This window comes from Acidovorax sp. FJL06 (genome assembly GCF_003852545.1).
Taxonomy (GTDB): domain Bacteria; phylum Pseudomonadota; class Gammaproteobacteria; order Burkholderiales; family Burkholderiaceae_C; genus Acidovorax.
On sequence record NZ_QAJR01000034.1, the window covers coordinates 108,623 to 131,024 of the forward strand.

Sequence of the window (22,402 nt, forward strand, 5' to 3'; positions counted from 1 at the left end):
CGCAGCCGGGTCTAGCATGCAAGGTTCCTGGGTGGTGTGTACGCAGCGCTGCGGAAATGCAGCAACCTGGTTGCCATTGTGTCAGGCGGCCACCGCCACGCTGACACGGCCACCCACGGCGCGCACGCTGTGGGCGTTTACCGATTGCTCTGGCGCCTCCAAGCATTCGCCGGTCTGCAGGTCAAAGTGGTTCTTGTACAGCGGTGAGGCCACCACCACGCGGTCGCCAATGCTGCCCACCAGGCCCCGGGCCAGCACGCTGGCACCGGACTTGGGGTCCACGTTGTCGATGGCAAAAAAACGGTCGGCATCGACACGGAACACCGCCACGTGGCGGTTGGCCACCAGGGCGCATACGCCGGTGCTGGGCAGGATGTCATCAACCGCACAGATGTCGGTCCAGGCAAGGGCGGCGGTGCTGTTCATGGGGAGTGCACTCATGGTTTTTCGTCTTTCTTCAATCAAGCAGCCTGGCGAATGGGAATGACCTTGGCCGAAGCCTGGCCGCGCTCCTCGGCGCGCGCCGGGCGGATCTGGCCACGCTCCTCCACGAAAAGCACGTTCTCGTCGCCCTGGTCGCTGTTCACAAAAGAGCGGAAGCGCTTGCGCGTCTCGGGGTCGGTCACGGCCGCCTTCCACTCGCACTGGTAAGTGGCCACCACGTGCTGCATCTGGGCTTCGAGCTCGGCGCACAGGCCCAGGCTGTCCTTTTGCAGCACGTCCTGGAGGTAGGCCAGGCCACCCTCCAGGTTCTCGTGCCAGGTGCTGGTGCGCTGCAGCCGGTCGGCCGTACGCACATAGAACATCAGCACCCGGTCGATCATGCGCACCAGGTCTTCCTTGGACAGGTCGGACGCGAACAGCTCGGCATGGCGCGGCTTCATGCCGCCGTTGCCGCAGATGTAGAGGTTCCAGCCCTTCTCGGTGGCGATGACGCCGATGTCCTTGCCCTGGGCTTCGGCGCATTCGCGTGTGCAGCCCGAGACGCCGAACTTGATCTTGTGCGGGGCGCGCAGGCCCTTGTAGCGGTTCTCCAGCTCCACGGCCAGGCCCACGCTGTCTTGCACGCCGTAGCGGCACCAGGTGGAGCCCACACAGCTCTTCACCGTGCGCAGGGATTTGCCGTAGGCGTGGCCGGACTCGAAACCAGCGGCGATCAGCTCTTCCCAGATCAAGGGCAGCTGTTCCACCCGCGCACCGAACATGTCCACGCGCGCACCGCCCGTGACCTTGGTGTACAGGCCGTATTTCTTGGCCACCTGGCCCACGGCGATCAGGCCGTCGGGCGTGACCTCGCCGCCGGGCATGCGCGGCACCACCGAATAGGTGCCGTCCTTCTGGATGTTGCCCAGAAAATAATCGTTGCTGTCCTGCAGGCCGGCCAGTTCCTTCTTGAGCACGAACTCGTTCCAGCACGAGGCGAGCACGCTGGCCGCCACGGGCTTGCAGATGTCGCAGCCCATGCCCTTGCCGTGCTGGGCCAGCAGGTCGTCAAAGCTCTTGATGTTGCCCACGCGCACCAGGTGGTAGATCTCCTGGCGCGAGTATGCGAAGTGCTCGCAGATATGGTTGTTCACGGCCATGCCGCAGCGCGCCATCTCGGCCTTCATGACCTGGGTGACCAGGGGCACGCAACCGCCGCAGGTGGCACCGGCCTTGGTGCAGGCCTTCATTTCTGCAATGGTGCAGGCGCCGTTGCCCACGGCTTCGCAGATGCCCGCCTTGGTGACGTTGTTGCACGAGCAGATCTGCGCCGTGTCGGGCAATGCGTCCACGCCCAAGCCGGGCTTGGCCTTGCCGTCGCTGGACGGGAAGATCAGGAACTCGGGGTCCTCGGGCAGCGTTATGCCGTTGAGCGCCATCTGCAGCAGCGTGCCGTATTCGCTGGCATCGCCGATCAGCACGGCGCCCAGCAGCTGCTTGCCGTCTTCGCTGATGACGATCTTTTTGTAGACCTGGCGGCGCTCGTCCACGTACTGGCAGCTGCGGCTGTGGGGTGTCTTGCCATGCGCGTCGCCGATGCTGGCCACGTCCACGCCCATGAGCTTGAGCTTGGTGCTCATGTCGGCGCCGACAAAGGCGGCGTCAGCGTCGCCTGCGATGTGGCGCGCCGCCACGCGCGCCATGTCGTAGCCCGGTGCCACCAGGCCAAAGGTCTGCTCATTCCACGACGCGCATTCGCCGATGGCATACACATTGTGATCACTAGTGCGGCAGGCACTGTCGATGGCCACGCCGCCGCGCGGGCCGATGGCCAGCACGCACTGGCGGGCCAGTTCATCGCGCGGGCGGATGCCGGCGGAGAACACGATCATGTCGGTCTCCAGGTACGAATCGTCCGCGAACTTCATGCGATGGCGTGCGCGCGCACCATCCGTGATCTCCTGGGTGTTGCGGCCGGTGTGCACCTGCACGCCCAACTCCTCGATCTTGGCCTTCAGCACACGCCCGCCGCCCTCATCGACCTGCACAGCCATCAGGCGGGGCGCAAACTCGACCACATGGGTTTGCAGGCCCATGTCCCGCAGCGCCTTGGCGCACTCCAGACCCAGCAGCCCGCCCCCCACCACCACGCCCGTCTTGGACTTGGCGCCCGAGGCCTGCATGGCCTCCAGGTCTTCGATGGTGCGGTAGACAAAGCAATGGTCGCGATCACGCCCCGGCACCTGCGGCACAAACGGGTTGGACCCCGTGGCAAGCACCAGCTTGTCGTAAGGGAAGACCTCGCCACTGACCGTGGTCACGGTGCCGATGCGCCGGTCAATGGACGCAGCACGTGTCCCCAGGCGCAGCGAAAAGCCTGTGCGTTCAAAGAAACCGGATTCGACCAACGACAGGTCCTCTGCCGTCTTGCCGCTGAAAAATTCGGACAGGTGCACCCGGTCGTATGCCGCCCGGGGCTCTTCGCACAACACCGTCACGTCCACATGGGACAGGCCCGTTTCTGCCAGGCTCTCCAGGAACTTGTGGCCCACCATGCCGTGGCCAATAAGAACAATCTTCATGCTTTTCATCCTGCAATGGCCCGGTGCGCCGCTGGGGGGTGGATACAGGATGCGCGCCTCGGTGCCCATCCAGGGCAACGTGGCAACTCACCCTCCGCAGACAGCACGGGGCGTGGGTTGGAACAACCAAACGATGGGCCAGCGTGCCCATCACTCGCTTGGGTTCCGCCATCTTTAGCGGAGGATTTCATGGGGCCCGGGCAGCATTACCGAAGGACCGGCAACATCAGAGCAATATCCATGCCGATCTTTTCCACCCTGGGCGGGAAGCGTTGGGTGCCGATCCCGAGCGGGAACTGGCGCAGTCCAGGGTGTTTTGCAGCCGGCGGGGTTCAGGCGCATCAATGCGGTGCGCCGGGCATCCCCAACATGGGGAATCAACAGGGTTCACCCTCTTTGCGAACCCCTCGCACATGGTCGCTTTCTGGTTTGCAAACGGCGTCAACTCGGGCAGACTGCGAATCACGCGCTGCACGCCCTTTTCCTGGGAAACGCCGGCGCAAAACCCCAACCATCGACAGCACCTCTCAACAGCAGATCATTACCATGAGCGTGGAACGCAGAGTCGCCACAGACCGGCGCAGCGGCAAGGACCGACGACTAACAGAAGCAGGCCCCCCAACCAATTTTGAACGGCGGCGCAATGTCGAAGCGCGGCAGCCGGAGCTCACGGAGTTGCACCTGAGCGAAGATGAACTCAAGGCCCTGGGGTTTGCCCCCGGGAAATTCACGCCCCAGAAATAGGCTGGGGCATCGCAGCAGCGATGGTGGCGGAATAAGAACCTGTTCAAGGCGCTATGCGGGCAAACCGCAGCGCACCGCCCCCCAAAAAGAGTCGGACGACCAGCAGATCGCCGCCCCTCCTCAGATGCAGCCACCCAAAATGGTTGGCGCAGGCCCCGGGGCCCCGGGGCCCCGCGCTCCCGAGCCATCAGTCCCGGCCGCCCTCTTCAACCCCAGGCAACACGATCACACGGTGCGCCACCATGTCCAGGGCAGGCCGGGCGTTGCCCTGTTTGTCGGTCCACACACGCGGAGAGAGGCTGCCCGACAGCGCCACGGAGTCGCCGTCTTGCAGAGCACGCATGGCGGCACCGACCGCTGCATCGAACGCAATCACATTGACAAACAGCAGCTCCCCATCGGCGGTGCTGGCGCGCACCTTGGCCAAGGTGAAGGTCTTGCCCGCCTTGTCCGTGCGCTGCCCGGTCTCGCCATACAGCCTTCCGGCCACCAATCCATCGATCATGAGGGTCCTCGGCCCACTGCGGGCGTTGCTTCGTTTCGTTGTGACACGCCGAACCCGAGAGGGAGCGCATTCCCTGCCAAGCACACAGGGCAGACCCATTCGGCCACAGCGCAAGTGGAATGGGCAGCGATCCGTCCATCCACCCAAAGTCGGCTTGATTTAAGGCATCAAAGCAAAAAAGCCCAGAACCTTTCGGTTCTGGGCTTTTGCTAACAATGGTCGGCGTGGCGGGATTCGAACTCGCGACCCCTTGCACCCCATGCAAGTGCGCTACCAGGCTGCGCTACACGCCGACAAGACTTAGATTATATACACAAAAAACCTTAGTTCAGAGAAAGTAGCGCACGAATCTCAAATAACTCTTTGCGCACCGCATTGGAGTCCAATGCAAAGCCCACCGAAGGGATCGAAAGATCGTGCGCACTGTCCACCAGCATGCTGGGCAGCTCGCTATCAAACGGCTCCTTCGCGGCGTCGGCACCGGCCTCTTCACGCGCAGGGTGGGCCAGCTCCTGGAGGCGATTGCGGGCTCCGCTGATGGTGAAGCCCTGGTCGTACAGCAGGTCCCGGATACGGCGGATCATGAGCACCTCATGGTGCTGGTAGTAGCGCCGGTTGCCACGCCGCTTCATGGGGCGCAGTTGTGTGAACTCCTGCTCCCAATAGCGCAGCACATGGGGCTTGACGCCGCACAACTCCGCAACCTCACCAATCGTGAAGTATCGCTTGGCAGGAATGGAAGGAAGGGTGGTGCCCATGGAATGCGGATTCAAACCGGAAAGCCGACAAGCGTACTGCAGACGCGCCAATCCTGCCAGCCACCGGTCTTCTCCTCAGAACAAAATCGGTACACGTTCACACCACGGCCGCGGTCTGGATCTGCTCCTTGAGCTTGCTGCTGGCATGAAAGGTCACCACCCGGCGCGCCTTGATGGGAATGGCCTCTCCCGTGCGCGGGTTGCGCCCGGGGCGCGGCGCCTTGGTGCGAATCTGGAAGTTGCCAAATCCCGAGAGCTTGACATCCTTGCCCTCGACCAGGCTCTGCGCAATCAGGTCGAAGAACGCATCGATCATGTCCTTGGACTCGCGCTTGTTCAGGCCGATCTGATCGAACAGCAGATCCGCCAATTGCGCCTTGGTCAATGCCGGGGTTTCCAGGCTTTCGACAGCAAATTCGATCACGGCAGCACTCTCCTTCAACATCATCAAACCCGCAGCCTTGCGCCCGTGCGCTGGGCCAGCTGGGCCACGACGGCCTGCACGGCAGCGTCAATCTCGGCCTCTGTCAGCGTGGCGTCGTCGCTGCCCAGCGTCAAGCGCACGGCCAGGCTCTTCTCGCCTTGCGCCAAGCCACCTGCAGAGGCCTCTTCGCCCGCACGCAATGCCTTGGGTCGGTACACATCAAACAGCACGGCCGAGCGCAGCATGGCGCCGGGCACCGCCTGCTGCACCGCAGCCAGGATGTCGGCATGCGTCACGCGCTCGGCGACCACCACGGCCAGGTCGCGCTCCACCGCCTGGTGCTTGGCCACCGACTTGAACTGCGGCACTACGCGCTGCAACACGGCATCCAGCTCCAGCTCGAACATCACGGGGGCCTGGGGCAAATCCCACGACTGGCGCCACTGCGGGTGCAGCTCGCCCACGAAGCCGATGGCACGGCCTTGCACCAGCACGCGGGCGCAACGGCCTGGGTGCATGGCAGGGTGGGTGCCAGGCTCAAAGGTGGCCTGCAGCGGGGCCAGCAGCGCCTCCACATCGCCCTTCACGTCGAAGAAGTCGATGGACTGCTCCTTGCGCCCCCACTGCAGCATGTCATTGGGGCCGTAGGCCACCCCTGCCACACGCATGGGCTGGTGGAAGCCTTCCACCGTCGTGTCGGTGTTGCGCACGGCGGCATCGCGCAGGAACACGCGGCCCAGCTCGAACACACGCACGCGCTCGGCCTTGCGGTCCAGGTTGAACTTCAAAACTTGCAGCAAAGAACCCAGCAGAGTCGAGCGCATGACGCTCATCTGGCTGGCAATCGGGTTGAGCAGCTTGATGGGCTGGGCGTTGGCGGCCAGCTCCTGCTCCCAGCGCTCTTCCACAAAGCTGAAGTTGATGGTTTCCTGGTAACCCAGCCCGGCAAGCGCACGGCGCACGGCAAACGGGCTGCGCGTGGCCTCCAGCGCCAGCTTGGGCGTGATGGGGGCCAGTGGCGGCGTGGTGGGCAGGTTGTTGTAGCCCACCATGCGCGCGACTTCTTCGATCAGGTCTTCCTCGATGGCGATGTCGAAACGGTAGGCCGGCGGCGTCACGGTGAGCGTGCCTTCGCCCTGCACCACGGGCAGACCCAGGCGCTGCAAGGCGCCCGCGCACTGCGCTTGCGTGAGCGGCATGCCGATGACCTTGGCGGCACGCGCCACGCGCAGCGTGACGGGCTGCGGCACCGGCAGATTCACCGACTGATCGTCCATGGGGCCGCACACTGTTTCGGGCGTGCCGCAGATGTCGATCACCAGCTGGGTGATGCGTTCGATGTGCTCCACCGTCAGGCTCGGGTCCACGCCGCGCTCGAAGCGGTGGCCAGCATCGGTCGAGAAGTTGAAACGGCGCGACCGACCGGCCACGGCCTTGGGCCACCAAAAGGCGGCTTCGACATAGATGTGCTGCGTTTCGTTGGACACGGCCGTAGCGTCGCCGCCCATGATGCCGGCCAGCGATTCCACCTGGTTGGCATCGGCGATCACACCCACCTTGTCATCCACCGTGATGGTGTTGCCATTGAGCAGCTTGAGTTGCTCGCCCGGCTTGCCCCAGCGCACATCCAGACCACCATGGATCTTGTCCAGGTCAAAAATATGCGAGGGACGACCCAGCTCGAACATCACGTAGTTCGAGATGTCCACCAGGGGCGATACACCGCGCTGACCGCAGCGCGCCAGGCGGTCCAGCATCCACTGGGGCGTGGCCGCACGCGTGTTCACGTTGCGCACAATGCGGCCGGAGAAGCGGCCACACAGGTCGGGGGCGCTCACCTTGACCGGCAGCTTGTCCGCCAGTTGGGCGCCCACTGCCGGGAACGATGGCTGCTGCAGCGGCACGCCGGTGAGGGCCGACACTTCGCGCGCGATGCCGTACACGCTCAGGCAATGCGCCAGGTTGGGCGTGAGCTTCAAGGTGAACAGCGTGTCATCCAGATTCAGGTGCTCACGGATGTCCTGGCCCAGAGGGGCCGAGGCGTCCAGCTCCAGCAGGCCGCCATGGTCTTCCGACAGCTTGAGCTCGCGCGCCGAGCACAGCATGCCCTGGCTTTCCACACCGCGCAGCTTGCCGACCTTGATGAGGAAAGGCTTGCCGTCGTCGCCCGGCGGCAACTCAGCGCCCACCATGGCGCAGGGCACCTTGATGCCCACGCGCGCATTGGGTGCGCCGCACACGATGTTGAGCAAAGCGCCCTGCCCCACGTCCACCTGGCACACGCGCAGGCGGTCGGCATCGGGGTGCTGCACGGCCTCCTTGATCTCACCCACCACGATCTTGGTGAAAGGCGGCGCCACCGGGCGCAGCTCTTCCACCTCCAGGCCGGCCATGGTCAGCGTTTCGGCCAGTTCGGCCGTCGTCAGGGGAGGGTTGCAGAACTCGCGCAACCAGGATTCAGGAAATTGCATAGTCGGACACTCTTGTTCGAAAGGTGCAGCGTGGCGCCATCAGGCCTGCCACGCAGCGAACGAAATCGGCTGGCTTTACTGGAACTGCGAGAGGAAGCGGATATCGCCGTCAAAGAACAGCCGCAGATCGTTCACGCCGTAGCGCAGCATGGTCAGGCGGTCAGGGCCCATGCCAAAGGCAAAGCCGATGTACTTCTCTGGGTCCAGGCCCATGTTGCGCACCACGTTGGGGTGCACCTGGCCCGAGCCCGCCACCTCCAGCCAGCGGCCGGCCAGCGGGCCGGTCTGGAACTGAATGTCGATCTCGGCGCTGGGCTCGGTGAAGGGGAAGAAGCTCGGACGGAAGCGCAACACCAGGTCGTCGCTTTCGAAGAAGGTGCGGCAAAAAGCCGTGAAGATCACCTTGAGGTCCTTGAAGCTCACGTTCTCGCCCACCCACAGGCCTTCGCACTGGTGGAACATGGGCGAGTGCGTGGCGTCGCTGTCCACACGGTAGGTGCGGCCGGGGGCAATCACGCGGATCTCGGGCATGGCCTGGCCGGCATCAATCAGCGCGCGGTGTTTTTTCACATGCTGCACCGCGTGGCGGATCTGCATGGGGCTGGTGTGGGTGCGCAGCAGGTTGGGGGCAGTGGCAGTGCCGCCCTCCACGTAGAAGGTGTCGTGCATGGAACGCGCGGGATGGTCCTCGGGCGTGTTCAGTGCAGTGAAGTTGAACCAGTCGGTCTCGATCTCGGGGCCTTCGGCCACGTCAAAACCCATGGAGCCAAAGATTCCCTGGATGCGCTCCAGCGTGAGCGAGACCGGGTGCAATCCACCCTGCCCGCGCTGGCGGCCCGGCAGGCTCACATCCAGCGCTTCAGCCTTGAGCTGCACCTGCAATTCCGCGTCGGCCAGCGCCTGGCGGCGTGCAGTCAGGGCCGCCTCGATGGCCTGCTTGGCCACGTTGATGGCAGCACCGCGAGACTTTTTTTCCTCGACGGAAAGCTGTGCCATGCCCTTCATGAGCTCCGTCACACGGCCCGATTTGCCCAGAAATTGCGCCTTGGCATTTTCCAGATCAGCGGGGGTGGCGCTTTGGGCAAACAACTGCGTCGCGCTTTCGACCAGGGAATCCAACTCGTTCATATCGACTCTTGAAAATGAACAAGGGCTAGTGCCTTTTCAAGCCCTAGCCCTTGCTGTTATTGCGCAAGCAGCTATCTGAAAGATAGCTGCCCATCGTGAACTCAAGCAGCCAGCTTGGCCTTGACTTGGCTTACGATGCTGCCGAAGGCAGCTTTGTCGTGCACTGCGAGATCGGCCAGCATCTTGCGGTCGATCTCGATGGAAGCCTTCTTCAGGCCGTTGGCGAACTGGCTGTAGGTCAGGCCCAGTTCACGGGCAGCGGCGTTGATACGGGCGATCCACAACTGGCGGAACACGCGCTTCTTGGTGCGGCGGTCACGGTAGGCATATTGCCCAGCCTTCATCACCGCCTGTTTGGCGATGCGATAGACATTACCGCGGCGACCACGGAAACCCTTGGCAAGGGCGAGAACTTTCTTGTGACGGGCACGGGCCGTTACACCACGTTTGACGCGAGGCATGTATGTACTCCTTGTTCGTCGTTAATTACACGCCCATGCCGGGCAGCATTTGTGCGATAGAGCCCATATTGGTCTCATGCACAGCAACTGCACCACGCAGGTGGCGCTTGTTCTTGGTGGTCTTCTTGGTCAAGATGTGACGCTTGAAGGCTTGACCGCGCTTGACGGTGCCACCGGGACGAACGCGGAAACGTTTTTTCGCGCTGCTCTTGGTCTTCATTTTGGGCATGTGAATGCTCCTTTTCTTTGTGCTCGTGAGGCGTTTGCAAAACGATTTGCAAACTTGTTGGCCCCGAGCCACTTTTTCAGCCGGCTTTCACCAGCTGTGCGGCAGTGCTTTCACACTGCCTGTCGCCAAGCAACCCCCTTGCAGGGGCCGCTGGGCAAATCCTTGTCTCTCTGCTGCGGTCCGCCTCAGGCGGCGCTGCCCGAAGGCGCACCTTCGGCCGCGGCCGGTTTGGCTGCGGCGGGCTTCTTCTTGCCCGGCGCAATCATCATGATCATCTGGCGGCCTTCCAGCTTGGGAAACTGCTCGATGATGATGGTGTCTGCCAGCTCGTCGCGGATGCGGTTGAGCAATGCAAGGCCCAGTTCCTGGTGCGTGATTTCACGGCCACGGAAGCGCAGCGTGATCTTGCACTTGTCGCCATCCGCCAGAAAGCGGCGGATATTGCGCATCTTGATGTTGTAGTCGCCATCGTCCGTCCCGGGGCGGAACTTGACTTCCTTGATCTCAATGACCGTCTGCTTGGCTTTGGCTTCCGCCGCACGCTTTTGCTCTTGGTACTTGAACTTGCCGTAGTCCATGAGGCGGCACACCGGGGGATTTGCCGTAGCAGCAATTTCCACCAGATCCACATCCAGCTCGCCAGCCATGCGCAGGGCTTCCATCAGGCTGACAACACCCAAAGGCTCGTTATCAGGCCCGGAGAGGCGCACTTCCGGGGCCATGATTTCACGGTTCAGGCGGTGCTTGCGCTCTTCACGGTGGCGACGATCACGAAATTCAGTAGCGATGGCTATCTTCCTTGAATCAAAACACTACAATTTTTGTAGCAACAACCGCGCAATTGGCAAGCGCCAAAGCAAGTTTTCATGCAAAAATCAGGCTTTGGTGGCGATGTCTTGGGCGATCAGCTCAGCGAACGCTTCAACAGACATCACGCCGAGGTCACGATTGCCCCGGCCGCGCACTGCGACGGCTCCTGCGGCCTTCTCCTTGTCGCCCGCGACAAGGATGTACGGCAGCTTTTGCAACGAATGCTCGCGTATTTTATACGTAATCTTCTCGTTGCGCAGATCGACCGCCACCCTAAGGTCTTGATTCGGCAGTGCTTTTTGCAGTTTTGCTGCAATTTCGCGACAGTAATCGGCCTGCGCATCGGTGATGTTGAGCACCGAAACCTGCACCGGAGCCAGCCACACCGGGAAGGCGCCGGCATAGTGTTCGATCAGCATGCCGATGAAGCGCTCCATGCTGCCCACCGTGGCACGGTGCAGCATCAGCGGGCGCTTGCGGCTGCCGTCTTCGGCCACGTATTCGGCGTCCAGGCGCTCGGGCAGGTTGGGGTCGATCTGCATCGTGCCGCACTGCCATTGGCGGCCCAGCGCGTCTTTCAGCGTGTATTCGATCTTTGGGCCGTAGAAGGCGCCCTCGCCTTCGGCGATCTCGAACTCGCAGCCCGAATGGCGCAGGCCGTCCATCAGCGCCTTCTCGGCGCGGTCCCACGATTCATCGGTACCGATGCGTGCCTCAGGGCGCGTGGCCACCTTGTAGATGATGTCGGTGAAGCCGAAGTCCTTGTAGACCTTTTGCACCAGGGCCGTGTAGTTGGCGCACTCTTCCAGCACCTGCTCTTCGGTGCAGAAGATGTGGCCATCATCCTGCGTGAAGCCGCGCACGCGCATGATGCCGTGCAGGCCACCCGTGGGCTCGTTGCGGTGGCAGGCGCCGAACTCGCCGTAGCGCAGCGGCAGATCGCGGTAGCTCTTGATGCCCTGCTTGTAGATCAGGATGTGGCCGGGGCAGTTCATCGGCTTGAGCGCGTATTCGCGCTTTTCCGATTCGGTCGTGAACATGTTGTCGCGGTACTTGTCCCAGTGGCCGGTCTTCTCCCACAGGCTCTTGTCCAGGATCTGCGGGCCTTTGACTTCCTGGTAGCCGTTGTTGCGGTAGACGCGGCGCATGTACTGCTCCACCTCTTGCCACAGCGCCCAACCCTTGGGGTGCCAGAACACGGTGCCAGGCGAATGCTCGTCCATGTGGAACAAATCCAGCTCGCGCCCCAGTTTGCGGTGGTCGCGCTTTTCGGCCTCTTCCAGCATCGTGAGGTACTGCTGCAACTCCTCCTTGGAGGTCCAGGCCGTGCCGTAAATGCGCTGCAGCATTTCGTTGCGGTGGTCGCCGCGCCAGTAGGCACCCGCCACCTTCATCAGCTTGAAATGCTTGAGCTTGCCGGTGCTAGGCACGTGCGGGCCGCGGCACAGGTCCTCGAAATTGCCTTCGCGGTACAGGCTCACATCTTCATTGCTGGGGATGCTGGCAATGATCTCGGCCTTGTAGTTCTCGCCCAGCCCCTTGAAATAGGCCACGGCCTCGTCGCGCGGCAGCACGCGGCGCACCACGGGCTCGTCCTTGGCGGCGAGTTCGGCCATGCGTTTTTCGATGGCCACCAGGTCTTCGGGCGTAAAGGGGCGCTTGTACGCAAAATCGTAGAAGAAGCCGTTCTCGATCACCGGGCCGATGGTCACCTGGGCTTCAGGAAACAGATCCTTCACCGCATAGGCCAACAAGTGGGCCGTGGAATGGCGAATCACATCCAGGCCATCGGCATCCTTGGCCGTGATGATGGACAGCGGGCTGTCGGCTGTGATCTGGTGGCTGGTGTCCACGACCTTGCCGTCAATCTTGCCTGCCAGGGCCGCTTTGGCCAGACCGGCGCCGATAGAGGCAGCAACTTCGGCCACCGTGACAGGGCCCGGAAATTCGCGTTGCGAGCCATCGGGAAGCGTGATGTGAATCATGGGAGTCACTCTTTCTTTTCAATCAGTGCAATGGATGTGGGCACGCGCCAGGCCCAGAAAACAAAAAAGCGCGGAACAGGTCCGCGCTTTCTGGAGGAGGTTGCAATCTCGTGCAGGCGCGAACAGCCAGCCTTACAGGCCGGTCAACATCTCCGATGTAGTTCGCGGTGTCATAACCAGATTGCCTTTCTCGCTCTTGTGCAGTGAATTTGCTGGCATTTTAACCTTGTCGCCAACAAAAAAGCCCGAAGCGAGTGCCTCGGGCTTTCATTCGGTGCATTTTGCGCCACACCCCAGCGGCGCAAAAGGCCCGCCAGATCAGTGGAACTGCTCTTCTTCGGTCGAACCCGTCAGAGCCTTCACGGAGGACGAGCCGCCCTGGATCACCGTGGTCACGTCGTCGAAGTAGCCTGCGCCCACTTCTTGCTGGTGCGACACGAAGGTGTAGCCCTTTTCGCGTGCTGCGAATTCTGGCTCCTGCACCATTTCGGTGTAGTGCTTCATGCCTTCGCCTTGGGCGTATGCATGGGCAAACTGGAAGGTGTTGAACCAGTTGATATGGATACCGGCCAGCGTGATGAACTGGTACTTGTAGCCCAGGGCCGACAGGTCTTCCTGGAACGAAGCGATCTGCTTGTCGTTGAGGTTCTTCTTCCAGTTGAACGAAGGCGAGCAGTTGTACGACAGCAGCTTGCCGGGGCAGGCGGCGTGCACAGCTTGCGCAAATTCACGGGCAAAGCCAATGTCTGGCACGCCGGTTTCGCACCACACCAGGTCGGCGTAGGGCGCGTAGGCCACGCCACGGCTGATGGCTTGCTCCAGACCGTTCTTGACGCGGTAGAAGCCTTCTTGGGTGCGCTCGCCGGTCAGGAAAGGTTTGTCGTTGGCGTCGTGGTCGGACGTGATCAGGTTAGCTGCTTCGGCGTCGGTACGGGCCAGAACGATGGTGGACACACCCATCACGTCGGCCGCAAAACGTGCAGAGATCAGCTTTTCGCAGGCTTCTTGGGTAGGAACCAGCACCTTGCCACCCATGTGGCCGCACTTCTTTACGGCAGCCAATTGGTCTTCAAAGTGAACGCCAGCAGCGCCCGACTGGATCATGTTCTTCATCAGTTCGAAGGCGTTCAGCACGCCGCCGAAACCGGCTTCTGCATCGGCCACGATGGGCAGGAAGTAGTCGATGAATTCCTTGTCGCCGGGGTTGATGCCACGGCCCCACTGGATTTCGTCAGCGCGCTTGAAGGTGTTGTTGATGCGGCGAACCATGGTGGGCACCGAGTCGTACGCATACAGCGACTGGTCGGGGTACATGGTTTCCGACGTGTTGCCGTCGGCGGCCACTTGCCAGCCCGACAGGTACACGGCTTCAAGGCCGGCCTTGGCTTGCTGCATGGCCTGGCCGGCGGAGATGGCGCCGAATGCGTTCACATAGCCCTTCTTGGCGCCGCCGTTGATCTTGTCCCACAGTTTTTCAGCACCGCGCTTGGCCAGGGTGTGCTCGATGGGCAGCGAGCCACGCAGGCGCACCACGTCAGCGGCGCTGTAACCACGCTTCACACCCTTCCAGCGGGGGTTCTGTGCCCAGTCTTTTTCCAGGGCGGCAATTTGCTGTTCGCGGCTCAGTTGTTCGTTGAGGGATTGGGGCATGAGATCACTCCAGAGGTTGGTTGAAAACGCCGGGCTGCTTGTGCCGCCCTTGGAGACAACTTTAAGTCTTCTATAAGACTTGTGCAAGCTCTTATGTCTTATAGAAGAGATAAATTTTCTCCTTACAAAACAACAGCTTAACCAATCAATTTCTCAATACAGAAATTGATTTCTCATATCGAGAAAAATTGCGGCAATGCAACATCTATCGCATTCCATATTAAGAAATATTGCTTTCATATTACGGGAAATTCAGGCGCCTTCCCGGACATCGCCTTGAACCAGTCGCCCTGCACGATCACCGGGGCCGACACCACGCGCTGGCGGTTGATTTCGTAAACCAGGCAGGCCATCGGCTGCCCCGCCACCGGCACGACCACCTCTTGCCGGATGTACTCATCGCCAGGCTTGCCTTCCACGCCTTCGATGGCATCCAGGACGGCCTCCAGCGCGGGCTCGATGGCATAGACCTCGCCCACCACCCACCCATCACCGCCCAGCACCATGCCGGGATACGCCCCCAGGTCGTACAGCACCCCGGCCACCTGCGCAGCCCCCACAAAACGGGGCGGGGGCTGCTGCCGCGTGATGTCGTTGCTGCCCCCGCGGCGCAGCGTGCCATACACAAAAACGCAGCGGGGCGGCCGGGCCGGCATGGATTCGTCGGGCATGATGCGCACTCTTTTTTGTTGAACCGTCCCCCAGTCTAGTGAACACGCCCAACCGCCCTTTTGCCTATCTGTGCCTGGCCCTCAGCATGGCGCTGGTGGGAAGCTACGTGGCGCTGTCCAAGCCCCTGGCGGCGGTGCTGCCAGTGTTCCTGCTGGCCTGGATGCGTTTTGGCATCGGGGGCCTGGCCATGGTGCACTGGCTCAAAAAGCCGGCCGACGAGCCCCCACTCACCCCGCAGACGAAGCGGCTGCTGTTTCTGGAATCGTTCTTGGGCAACTTCCTGTTCACCATCTGCATGGTCTATGGCGTGAGCCTGACCGATGCGGTCTCGGCCGGCGTGACCCTGGCCGCCATCCCTGCCGCCGTGGCGCTGATGGGCTGGGCCTTTCTGCGCGAGCGCGTGGCCCCGCGCACCTGGATCGCTGTGGCCTGTGCCGTAGTGGGTATTGCGCTCTTTTCACTATCAAAACCAGAGCATTCAGCGCACGCCACACAGGCGCTAGACCCTGAAAATGCCCATAACAAGGCCTGGCTGGGGCAACTGCTGCTGGTGGGGGCCGTGGTCTGCGAAGCAGCCTACACGGTGATCGGCAAGAAGCTCACGGGCAGCCTGGGGCCCAAACGCATCACCGCGCTCATCAACCTGTGGGGCTTTGTGCTGACCACGCCGTTCGGGCTGTACCTGGCGCTGGGTTTCAACTTCGGTGCCGTCGGCTGGGGCACCTGGGCGCTGTTGCTGTTTTACGCCCTGGCAGCCTGCATGTGGACCGTGTGGCTCTGGATGACGGGGCTCAAGGTCGTCCCCGCAGCCCAGGGCGGCGTGTTCTCGGTGTTGCTGCCGGTCAGCGCTGCCCTGGTGGGGGTGCTGGTGCTGGGCGAGTCGCTCACGGGCATGCAGCTGCTCGCGTTCACCATCGCCCTGGCCAGCGTGCTGATGGCCACCCTGCCCTCACGCACCGCGCTGCGCGTGGGCCGGGGCAACCGCCCCCGCTGACCCCGCCTGCGCCGGCCGCTAGCCAGTCCGGCATCAGGCCGCTATCAGGCCGCCAGCGCCTGTGCGCTGACCACAATGCCATCGGCATCGGCATACAACCAGTCGCCCGGCCGCACCCACACGCCCTGGATCAGCACCGCCACATCGCGCTGGCCCTCGCCACGCCGCTCGGTGGGCAGCGGCATCAGCGCCAGCGCCCGCACGCCCACGGCTGCCGCGTTCAGCTCTGCCACATCGCGCACGCAACCATCCACCACGATGCCCGCCCAGCCATTGCGTGCCGCTGCGGCCGCCAGGTTGCCCCCCAGCAGCGCACGGCGCAGCGAGCCCCCGCCATCCACCACCAGCACGCGGCCTTCGCCAGGGGACTCCACCGCCGCTTTGACAAAGGTGTTGTCCTCGTGGCACTTGACGGTGCTGACCGGGCCCGCAAAGGCCCGCCTGCCGCCATAGCTCTGGAAGACGGGCGGCAAGACACGGAACGCGCCGCTTGCATCGGCCTTGTGCACATCACAGAAGTCGCAGGTGGAGAAGGGAGGAATGGAGGCAGCGGACATAGCAACAAAAGCCTTTCAGAAAATGAGACCGTAACACCGAGACGAACAACAGGCCTGGGACAAGAAACACGCCGAAACAACCAGGGCACCCCGAAAGCCGAAGCCCGGCCCGGAATTGTCTGCGCAGAGCCCCCCTACGGCCAGGGGCCCGGCAGGCCGGGCACGCGTGGCTTTTGTCAAGGCTGGCGCGGCCCTGCCGCGAATTGCTGCGCGCCACGCGGCGCCACGGCTACAAATCGAGGCAAAAAAAGCCGTTTCTCCCTTGGAAACGCGTTTTTTTCCCATTAGCATCGCTCTGCCAGTGGGAAAGCGTCGTTTTCGCTGGTAAAAAATTTACTTCCAACAAGGAAACCCCAACATGGCAACTGCAAAAAAAGCTCCGGCAACCACAGCCCCAGCAGCCACGAAGGCCGCTGCCCCCGCCAAGAAGCGCACCCCCAACGCCGCCTTCATGAAGGCGCTCACGCCCAGCCCCGCGCTGGCCGCCGTGGTGGGCTCGGCACCGCTGCCACGCACGGAGATCATCAGCAAGCTGTGGGTCTATATCAAGGCCAACAACCTGCAGGATGCAGCCAACAAGCGCAACATCAATGCAGACGCCAAGCTCAAGGAACTGTTTGGCAAGCCCCAGGTGTCCATGTTTGAACTGGCCGGCCTGATCGGCAAGCACGTCAAGTAAAAGACGCCCTGCACCCGCAGCACAAAAAAAGCCGGCTCCGCCGGCTTTTTTCATTGAAAACGCGCCAAAACTGTGGCATGCAAACATCAACACAAATGAGAATGACCCGCATTTGATGTAACATAAAGCAGCACGACGACGCACAGCCATGATGACCTAGCCACTGCCTCTCGCTGCTCCTGGCGCCCCACGCGCCACCTGCACACCGCACCCCTGCACCCCCATCGACGGAGGCCATCTTGGCAAAATCACGCGCCCAGCGCCGCAGCTCCGCGCTGCGTACCCCCACATCCCCCGCTTTCCTTGCCCCCGCAACCCCCCTCACCGCGGCGTCCGACAAGGCCTTGCTGCCCCTGGGCGCACTGATGCTGGCCGCCTCCATGGGCGCCATGGCGCAGACCGGCACGCCAGAAACCACCCTGTCCACCGTGACCGTCAAGGAAGCCGCCGAAGTCCAGGGCAAGGATACCCTGCTCCTTAAGAAGACCACGGTCGGCAAAGGCAAGCAGGACATCAAGGACATCCCCCAGTCTGTGACGGTGTTCACCGAAAAACTGATGAACGACCGCAACCAGGACGACTTCCGCGAAGTGCTGCGCACCACAGCGGGCGTAACCTTCCTGGCGGGCGAAACCGGCGAGGAAGACGTGCGCCTGCGCGGCTTCTCGCTGGGCCAGGCCGGTGACATCTATGTGGATGGCATGAAGGACGCGCCACTGATCGAGCGCGACACCTTCAACAACGACCGCATCGAAGTGCTCAAGGGTTCTGCCTCCATGCTGTTCGGCAAGGGCTCGACCGGCGGCGTGGTCAACCAAGTTAACAAGTACCCGCTGCTGATCGACCAGCACGAGGCGGCCTACACCTTCGGCTCCGGCAAGTACCACCGCGCCACTGGCGACTTCAACTTCAAGACCGGTGAAAACTCGGCCTTCCGCCTGAACGCCATGGTGCAGGAAGCCGACAACTACGGCGCCAAGCAGGACAAGCGCGGCATTGCGCCCACTTTCGCCTGGGGCATTGGCACGCGCGACGAATTTTCGATCGGCCTGTACTACCTCGAATCCAAAGGCCGCCCGCTGTACAACCACCCTTGGCGCCTGGTCGACGGCAAGATCAACACCCCCCTGGACGCGCGCAACTACTACGGCCTGGCCAGCGACCACAACAACACCTCCTCGCAGTACGTCACGCTGGGGCACATCCACCGCTTTGACGACAACGGCGAGCTGACCACGCGCCTGCGCTACGGCAAGTACGAGCGCGACCTGCTGGCCAGCACCATCGGCTTCCAGAACAGCGCCATCACGCTGGACCAGATCAACGGCAACACCGTGCTGACGCGTGGCTCCAAGGGCCGCCTGGGCGAAAGCGAAGTGCTGCAGGTGCAAAGCGACTACAACAACACCTTCAACTGGGGCGGCAAGAAGCACGCCGTGCTGGCAGGCGTCGACTACTACGACGATGACGCCAAGCGCAACCAAAACTACCCCAATACCACCACCCGTCCCACCACCACCGTGGGTGCGCCCAACGATGGCGCCTGGGTGGCCGACGGTCGTGCACCGGTGCAGTGGAACACCTTCGCATCGCGCAACCTGGGCCTGTACTTCCAGGACGCGCTCTCGCTCAACGACAGCCTGAAGCTGGTGGCCGGCCTGCGCTACGACAACTTCAAGGCGTCTTACAAGAACGCCACCGGCGCCCTGAGCAACTCCCGCTCCGACAGCCTGTTCAGCCCGCGCGTGGGCCTGCTATTCCAGCCCAATGAGCTGGCCTCGTACTACGCATCGTTCGGTACCTCGTACAACACCTCGGGCGACACCTACCAGTTCGGCAACCCTGGCGCCAACACGGCACGCACGGCCAACACCCCCCCGGAAAAGAGCCGCAACTTCGAGATCGGCAGCAAGTTCGAACTGTTCGAACGCCGCGCCCTGCTGGGTGTGGCCGTGTTCCGCAGCGAGAAGTACAACGAGCGCAACACCGACCCCGACACTGCTGCCCAGCAAGAGCTGCTTTCCGGCAAGCGCCACGCCACCGGCATGGAATTCAACCTGGCAGGCCGCCTGACGCCGAAGTGGGAGCTGTTTGCCAACCACACCTGGATTCCCTCGGCCAAGATCGACCACAGCAACGTGGTGCTGGCCGCCAACGGCGGCGGTGCGCAGGTGCAGGGCGACCGCCCCGGCCTCACCCCCAAGCACAGCGGCAGCGTGTGGAGCACCTATGCCGTCACGTCCAAGCTGCGCGTGGGCGCGGGCCTGACCTACCGCAGCAAGCAGAACCCCGAGGGTTCGCGTGCGGTGTACGCCAGCGGCTTTGCCGTGATGGACGCCATGGCCGAGTACGCGTTTGACGACAAGACCTCGCTCAAGCTGAACGTGAGCAACCTGTTCGACCGCACGTATGCCGATGGCCTGTACCGTGGCTTCTACACGCCGGGTGCCCCCCGCGCCGTGCAGGTGTCGCTGAAGACGCGCTTCTGACCTTCGATGCGCTGATGTTCTGACGAAACGACTCCGCCCCTTCACTGGGGCGGAGTCACAATCGGCCACCATGTTTCTGCACATCCCCAACGTTCTCACCGCCGAAGAAGTTGCCTTCTTCCGGCAACAACTCTGGGCCCCCGACACCCCCTGGGTGGACGGCGCCCGCAGCGCAGGCGGCCAGGCAGTCCACCAAAAGAACAACCTGCAACTGGCCCAGGCGAGCGAACTGTCCACCCAGTTGCAGGCCATGGTGAAGGCGGCGCTGCACCGCAACGCCCTCTTCTTCTCGGCGGCCCTGCCGCGCCGCATCTACAACCCGCTGTTCAACAACTACGGCGACGGCGCCAACTTCTACGGCAACCATGTCGACAGCGCCGTCATGCACTCCAAGGCCGACAACTGCTGGGTGCGCAGCGACCTGTCGTGCACGCTGTTCCTCACCCCGCCGGAGGACTACGACGGCGGCGAACTCGTGGCCACCGAAGCCTGGGGTGAAAAACGCATCAAGCTGCCTGCGGGCGACATGGTCCTGTACCCCAGCAGCACCGTGCACCAGGTGTCACCCGTCACACGCGGGCACCGCATCAGCAGCTTCTTCTGGGTCGAAAGCATGGTGCGCGGGCTGGAGCAACGGCAACTGCTGTTCGACATGGACATGTCGCTGCTGCGACTGCGCCAGAGCGTGGGCGAAACGGACCCGTCCGTCATTGCGCTCTCGGGCACGTACCACAACCTGCTGCGCATGTGGGCCGACGTGTGAGCCACCGCACCTGGCACCCGGGCACCACGGCCCCTTCGCGCCGTGGCCCCCTGCCTTGCCAGATTTACTCCTACTTCAATAGCACCTCGCGCACACTGAATGCGCGCCAGGTGCTTTTTTCATTGGTATGACCTACACCCCCGCCCGCCACAGACTGCCGCCTGAGATCGCCAACCTGGCAGACCACGAACTGCAGGCGCGCCAGCAGCTGGACGACAACGCCTGGGCGTACTTCAGCGGCGGCGCGGCCGACGAGATCACCCTGCAGGCCAACCGCAGCGCCTGGGACGCCCTGCCCCTGTGGCCCCGCGTGCTGCGCCCCCTGGCGGGTGGCCACACCCGGGTGCAACTGCTGGGCCGCACGCTCGCGCACCCCATCCTGCTGGCCCCGGTCGCCTTCCAGCGCCTGGCCCACCCCGATGGCGAACTGGCCATGGCCTATGCCGCGGCCGCACTGGGCGCGGGTGTGGTGCTCAGCACCCAAGCCAGCGTGTCGCTCGAAGCCGTGGCCGAGGCCGTGCAACCCGACCCGGGGCGCGGCCCACTGTGGTTCCAGCTCTACCTGCAGCACGACCGGGGCTTTACCCAAGCGCTGGTGCAAAGGGCCGAGGCAGCGGGCTACGAAGCCCTGGTGCTCACGGTGGACGCCCCCACCAGTGGCGTGCGCGACCGCGAACGGCGCGCAGGCTTCCGGCTGCCGCCCGGCATAGGCCCGGTCCACCTTGCAGGCCTGCCCCCGCCGCCACAACCCGACCTGCGCCCCAGCCAAAGCGCTTTGTTCGATGGCCTGCTGCACCACGCCCCCACCTGGGACGACGTGGCCTGGCTGCGGTCCATCACGCACCTGCCCGTGCTGCTCAAGGGCGTGCTGCACCCGGCCGATGCGCGCCAAGCCATCGCGGTGGGTGCGGCGGGCCTGATCGTGTCCAACCACGGCGGGCGCACGCTGGACACCGCCCCCGCCACCGCCACCGTCCTGCCCCGCGTGGCCCAGGCCGTGGGCGGGGCCGTGCCGGTGCTGGTGGACGGCGGCATCCGGCGCGGCACCGACGTGCTCAAGGCCATGGCCCTGGGGGCCTCGGCCGTGCTGGTGGGGCGCCCCGCCGTGTGGGGCCTGGCCAATGCCGGGGCCGCAGGCGTGGCCCATGTGCTGCGCCTGCTGCGCGACGAGCTGGAAATCGCCATGGCGCTCACCGGTTGCGCCACGCTGGCCGACGCCACGCCAGCGCTGCTGGATGCAGGAGAAGACGCGGCCTTTCGCCACGGCCTGCAATGACCGGCGACCGCAATCGGTGGCGATGGCCGATGGCAGGTGTTGACGCCGATCAAAGGCCTTCCCCCTGATGGCAGGAATGATTTATTGCAAATGCGAGAGATTCGTATTTATAATGCCTTCCATTCCTTCAACAGCCAGCCACACTGCCTGCCGCCATGATCGTCTGTGTTTGCCGCCGGATTTCCGACCGTGAGATCGCCCGCCATGCGCGCGCAGGCATGAGCTTCGATGAAATTCAGTTCGAGCTGGGCGTGGCCACCCAATGCGGGTGCTGCGAGAGCTGCGCCCGCGATGTGGTGGCGCAGTGCAGTGTTTCAAACCCGGTGGCCGCCTTGCACAACGAGGCGGCGCCGCAGACGATCCAGCTTGCCAGCTCCATCCTGGAAAGCAAGTCATGGAACTCCTCTCTACACTCGCAGGCAGCCTGATCCTTGTCGCAGGCTCGGCCTGGTGGATCTTCCGCAAATAACAAAGGTCTTTTAGGGTTCTAGCGCTTGATAGTAGAGCGCTAGTAGCTATCATTTTTATGTCTCACCCTGATCGTTTCGCCACCCCTGGCGGTGTCAGCCGCAATGCCGTGATCGTGGGTTCCGTGGTGGCTTTGCATGTGGCGGGCCTCTGGGCCCTGCAGTCGGGCCTGCTGCGCCGCGCGGCCGAAGTCATCGTGCCCGCCGAGCTGCTGAGCGAATTCATCGCACCGCCCGCCCCGCCCAAAATCACCCCACCGCCACCCGCCCCGCCGCCGCCACCGCGCCCCGCGCCCAAGATGGCACCGCGCCCGGCCCCCATGCCCCTGGCCATT

General features: G+C 63.3%; 20 protein-coding genes, 1 tRNA gene and 1 pseudogene. 7 read left to right on the forward strand and 15 right to left on the reverse strand.

What is annotated here, in order from left to right; all coding sequences use genetic code 11:
- Window positions 1–81: 81 nt before the first annotated feature.
- From nirD to DBV10_RS18990, 14 genes are all read right to left on the reverse strand, one after another.
- Entirely contained in the window at window positions 82–441 is a 360-nt protein-coding gene (gene nirD / locus DBV10_RS18920; RefSeq protein ID WP_199740181.1) for a nitrite reductase small subunit NirD, read from the reverse strand.
- A 20-nt stretch (window positions 442–461) separates the two neighbouring features.
- Complete coding sequence (gene nirB, locus DBV10_RS18925) at window positions 462–3,005, reverse strand: nitrite reductase large subunit NirB (protein WP_124515147.1); 2,544 nt, start codon at window positions 3,003–3,005, stop codon at window positions 462–464.
- A gap of 931 nt (window positions 3,006–3,936) precedes the next feature.
- Window positions 3,937–4,254 (reverse strand): single-stranded DNA-binding protein, encoded by a 318-nt coding sequence (locus DBV10_RS18935; RefSeq protein WP_124515148.1) that lies wholly within the window; start codon window positions 4,252–4,254, stop codon window positions 3,937–3,939.
- A 216-nt stretch (window positions 4,255–4,470) separates the two neighbouring features.
- Window positions 4,471–4,547: transfer RNA gene (locus DBV10_RS18940), tRNA-Pro, on the reverse strand.
- Window positions 4,548–4,577: 30 nt separating this feature from the next.
- Window positions 4,578–5,012 (reverse strand): MerR family transcriptional regulator, encoded by a 435-nt coding sequence (locus DBV10_RS18945; protein WP_124515149.1) that lies wholly within the window; start codon window positions 5,010–5,012, stop codon window positions 4,578–4,580.
- A gap of 97 nt (window positions 5,013–5,109) precedes the next feature.
- Window positions 5,110–5,460, reverse strand: a complete 351-nt coding sequence (locus DBV10_RS18950; protein WP_124515150.1) for an integration host factor subunit alpha — start codon at window positions 5,458–5,460, stop codon at window positions 5,110–5,112.
- On the reverse strand, window positions 5,460–7,907 hold the full coding sequence (gene pheT / locus DBV10_RS18955) for a phenylalanine--tRNA ligase subunit beta (protein WP_124515151.1): 2,448 nt from the start codon (window positions 7,905–7,907) through the stop codon (window positions 5,460–5,462). The genes DBV10_RS18950 and pheT overlap by 1 nt, the downstream gene beginning before the upstream one ends.
- Window positions 7,908–7,982: 75 nt before the next feature.
- Window positions 7,983–9,035, reverse strand: a complete 1,053-nt coding sequence (gene pheS, locus DBV10_RS18960) for a phenylalanine--tRNA ligase subunit alpha (RefSeq protein WP_124515152.1) — start codon at window positions 9,033–9,035, stop codon at window positions 7,983–7,985.
- Window positions 9,036–9,136: 101 nt separating this feature from the next.
- The gene (gene rplT, locus DBV10_RS18965) at window positions 9,137–9,496 is read right to left on the reverse strand and encodes a 50S ribosomal protein L20 (protein WP_010465961.1); all 360 of its coding nucleotides are present in this window, start codon (window positions 9,494–9,496) and stop codon (window positions 9,137–9,139) included.
- A gap of 25 nt (window positions 9,497–9,521) precedes the next feature.
- Window positions 9,522–9,725, reverse strand: a complete 204-nt coding sequence (rpmI, locus tag DBV10_RS18970) for a 50S ribosomal protein L35 (RefSeq protein ID WP_010465963.1) — start codon at window positions 9,723–9,725, stop codon at window positions 9,522–9,524.
- Window positions 9,726–9,910: 185 nt separating this feature from the next.
- Complete coding sequence (gene infC / locus DBV10_RS18975; RefSeq protein WP_124515153.1) at window positions 9,911–10,519, reverse strand: translation initiation factor IF-3; 609 nt, start codon at window positions 10,517–10,519, stop codon at window positions 9,911–9,913.
- Window positions 10,520–10,600: 81 nt separating this feature from the next.
- A complete protein-coding gene (thrS, locus tag DBV10_RS18980; protein ID WP_124515154.1) occupies window positions 10,601–12,520 on the reverse strand; it encodes a threonine--tRNA ligase in 1,920 nt (639 codons plus the stop codon).
- A 318-nt stretch (window positions 12,521–12,838) separates the two neighbouring features.
- Entirely contained in the window at window positions 12,839–14,170 is a 1,332-nt protein-coding gene (gene aceA, locus DBV10_RS18985) for an isocitrate lyase (protein ID WP_086927451.1), read from the reverse strand.
- Between the two features lie 236 nt (window positions 14,171–14,406).
- A complete protein-coding gene (locus DBV10_RS18990; RefSeq protein ID WP_124515155.1) occupies window positions 14,407–14,841 on the reverse strand; it encodes a gamma-glutamylcyclotransferase in 435 nt (144 codons plus the stop codon).
- A gap of 86 nt (window positions 14,842–14,927) precedes the next feature.
- On the opposite strand from DBV10_RS18990, the gene DBV10_RS18995 reads away from it, so the two are divergent.
- A complete protein-coding gene (locus DBV10_RS18995) occupies window positions 14,928–15,836 on the forward strand; it encodes a DMT family transporter (protein WP_233589984.1) in 909 nt (302 codons plus the stop codon).
- Between the two features lie 44 nt (window positions 15,837–15,880).
- On the opposite strand, the gene rraA is transcribed toward DBV10_RS18995, so the two are convergent.
- The gene (gene rraA, locus DBV10_RS19000) at window positions 15,881–16,393 is read right to left on the reverse strand and encodes a ribonuclease E activity regulator RraA (RefSeq protein ID WP_124515157.1); all 513 of its coding nucleotides are present in this window, start codon (window positions 16,391–16,393) and stop codon (window positions 15,881–15,883) included.
- A 358-nt stretch (window positions 16,394–16,751) separates the two neighbouring features.
- Here rraA and DBV10_RS19005 point away from each other — a divergent pair, with 358 nt between their 5' ends.
- The 6 genes and pseudogenes from DBV10_RS19005 to DBV10_RS19030 form a co-directional block, all read left to right on the forward strand.
- On the forward strand, window positions 16,752–17,072 hold the full coding sequence (locus DBV10_RS19005; RefSeq protein ID WP_124515158.1) for an SWIB/MDM2 domain-containing protein: 321 nt from the start codon (window positions 16,752–16,754) through the stop codon (window positions 17,070–17,072).
- A gap of 239 nt (window positions 17,073–17,311) precedes the next feature.
- Window positions 17,312–19,561, forward strand: a complete 2,250-nt coding sequence (locus DBV10_RS19010; RefSeq protein WP_124515159.1) for a TonB-dependent siderophore receptor — start codon at window positions 17,312–17,314, stop codon at window positions 19,559–19,561.
- A 70-nt stretch (window positions 19,562–19,631) separates the two neighbouring features.
- On the forward strand, window positions 19,632–20,324 hold the full coding sequence (locus tag DBV10_RS19015; protein WP_124515160.1) for a Fe2+-dependent dioxygenase: 693 nt from the start codon (window positions 19,632–19,634) through the stop codon (window positions 20,322–20,324).
- A gap of 127 nt (window positions 20,325–20,451) precedes the next feature.
- On the forward strand, window positions 20,452–21,600 hold the full coding sequence (locus tag DBV10_RS19020) for an alpha-hydroxy acid oxidase (protein WP_124515161.1): 1,149 nt from the start codon (window positions 20,452–20,454) through the stop codon (window positions 21,598–21,600).
- 155 nt (window positions 21,601–21,755) lie between these two features.
- Complete coding sequence (locus DBV10_RS19025) at window positions 21,756–22,028, forward strand: bacterioferritin-associated ferredoxin (protein WP_124515162.1); 273 nt, start codon at window positions 21,756–21,758, stop codon at window positions 22,026–22,028.
- A 98-nt stretch (window positions 22,029–22,126) separates the two neighbouring features.
- Window positions 22,127–22,402 (forward strand): annotated as a pseudogene (locus DBV10_RS19030) (energy transducer TonB); the annotation flags it as partial.

Excerpts from the sequence above, each read along its gene's own strand:
- nirD (WP_199740181.1), bottom strand. The coding sequence starts at position 441 with ATGAGTGCACTCCCCATGAACAGCACCGCCGCCCTTGCCTGGACCGAC.
- nirB (WP_124515147.1), bottom strand. The coding sequence starts at position 3,005 with ATGAAGATTGTTCTTATTGGCCACGGCATGGTGGGCCACAAGTTCCTG.
- DBV10_RS18935 (WP_124515148.1), bottom strand. The coding sequence starts at position 4,254 with ATGATCGATGGATTGGTGGCCGGAAGGCTGTATGGCGAGACCGGGCAG.
- DBV10_RS18945 (WP_124515149.1), bottom strand. The coding sequence starts at position 5,012 with ATGGGCACCACCCTTCCTTCCATTCCTGCCAAGCGATACTTCACGATT.
- DBV10_RS18950 (WP_124515150.1), bottom strand. The coding sequence starts at position 5,460 with ATGATGTTGAAGGAGAGTGCTGCCGTGATCGAATTTGCTGTCGAAAGC.
- pheT (WP_124515151.1), bottom strand. The coding sequence starts at position 7,907 with ATGCAATTTCCTGAATCCTGGTTGCGCGAGTTCTGCAACCCTCCCCTG.
- pheS (WP_124515152.1), bottom strand. The coding sequence starts at position 9,035 with ATGAACGAGTTGGATTCCCTGGTCGAAAGCGCGACGCAGTTGTTTGCC.
- rplT (WP_010465961.1), bottom strand. The coding sequence starts at position 9,496 with ATGCCTCGCGTCAAACGTGGTGTAACGGCCCGTGCCCGTCACAAGAAA.
- rpmI (WP_010465963.1), bottom strand. The coding sequence starts at position 9,725 with ATGCCCAAAATGAAGACCAAGAGCAGCGCGAAAAAACGTTTCCGCGTT.
- thrS (WP_124515154.1), bottom strand. The coding sequence starts at position 12,520 with ATGATTCACATCACGCTTCCCGATGGCTCGCAACGCGAATTTCCGGGC.
- aceA (WP_086927451.1), bottom strand. The coding sequence starts at position 14,170 with ATGCCCCAATCCCTCAACGAACAACTGAGCCGCGAACAGCAAATTGCC.
- DBV10_RS18990 (WP_124515155.1), bottom strand. The coding sequence starts at position 14,841 with ATGCCCGACGAATCCATGCCGGCCCGGCCGCCCCGCTGCGTTTTTGTG.
- DBV10_RS18995 (WP_233589984.1), top strand. The coding sequence starts at position 14,928 with ATGGCGCTGGTGGGAAGCTACGTGGCGCTGTCCAAGCCCCTGGCGGCG.
- rraA (WP_124515157.1), bottom strand. The coding sequence starts at position 16,393 with ATGTCCGCTGCCTCCATTCCTCCCTTCTCCACCTGCGACTTCTGTGAT.
- DBV10_RS19005 (WP_124515158.1), top strand. The coding sequence starts at position 16,752 with ATGGCAACTGCAAAAAAAGCTCCGGCAACCACAGCCCCAGCAGCCACG.
- DBV10_RS19015 (WP_124515160.1), top strand. The coding sequence starts at position 19,632 with ATGTTTCTGCACATCCCCAACGTTCTCACCGCCGAAGAAGTTGCCTTC.
- DBV10_RS19020 (WP_124515161.1), top strand. The coding sequence starts at position 20,452 with ATGACCTACACCCCCGCCCGCCACAGACTGCCGCCTGAGATCGCCAAC.
- DBV10_RS19025 (WP_124515162.1), top strand. The coding sequence starts at position 21,756 with ATGATCGTCTGTGTTTGCCGCCGGATTTCCGACCGTGAGATCGCCCGC.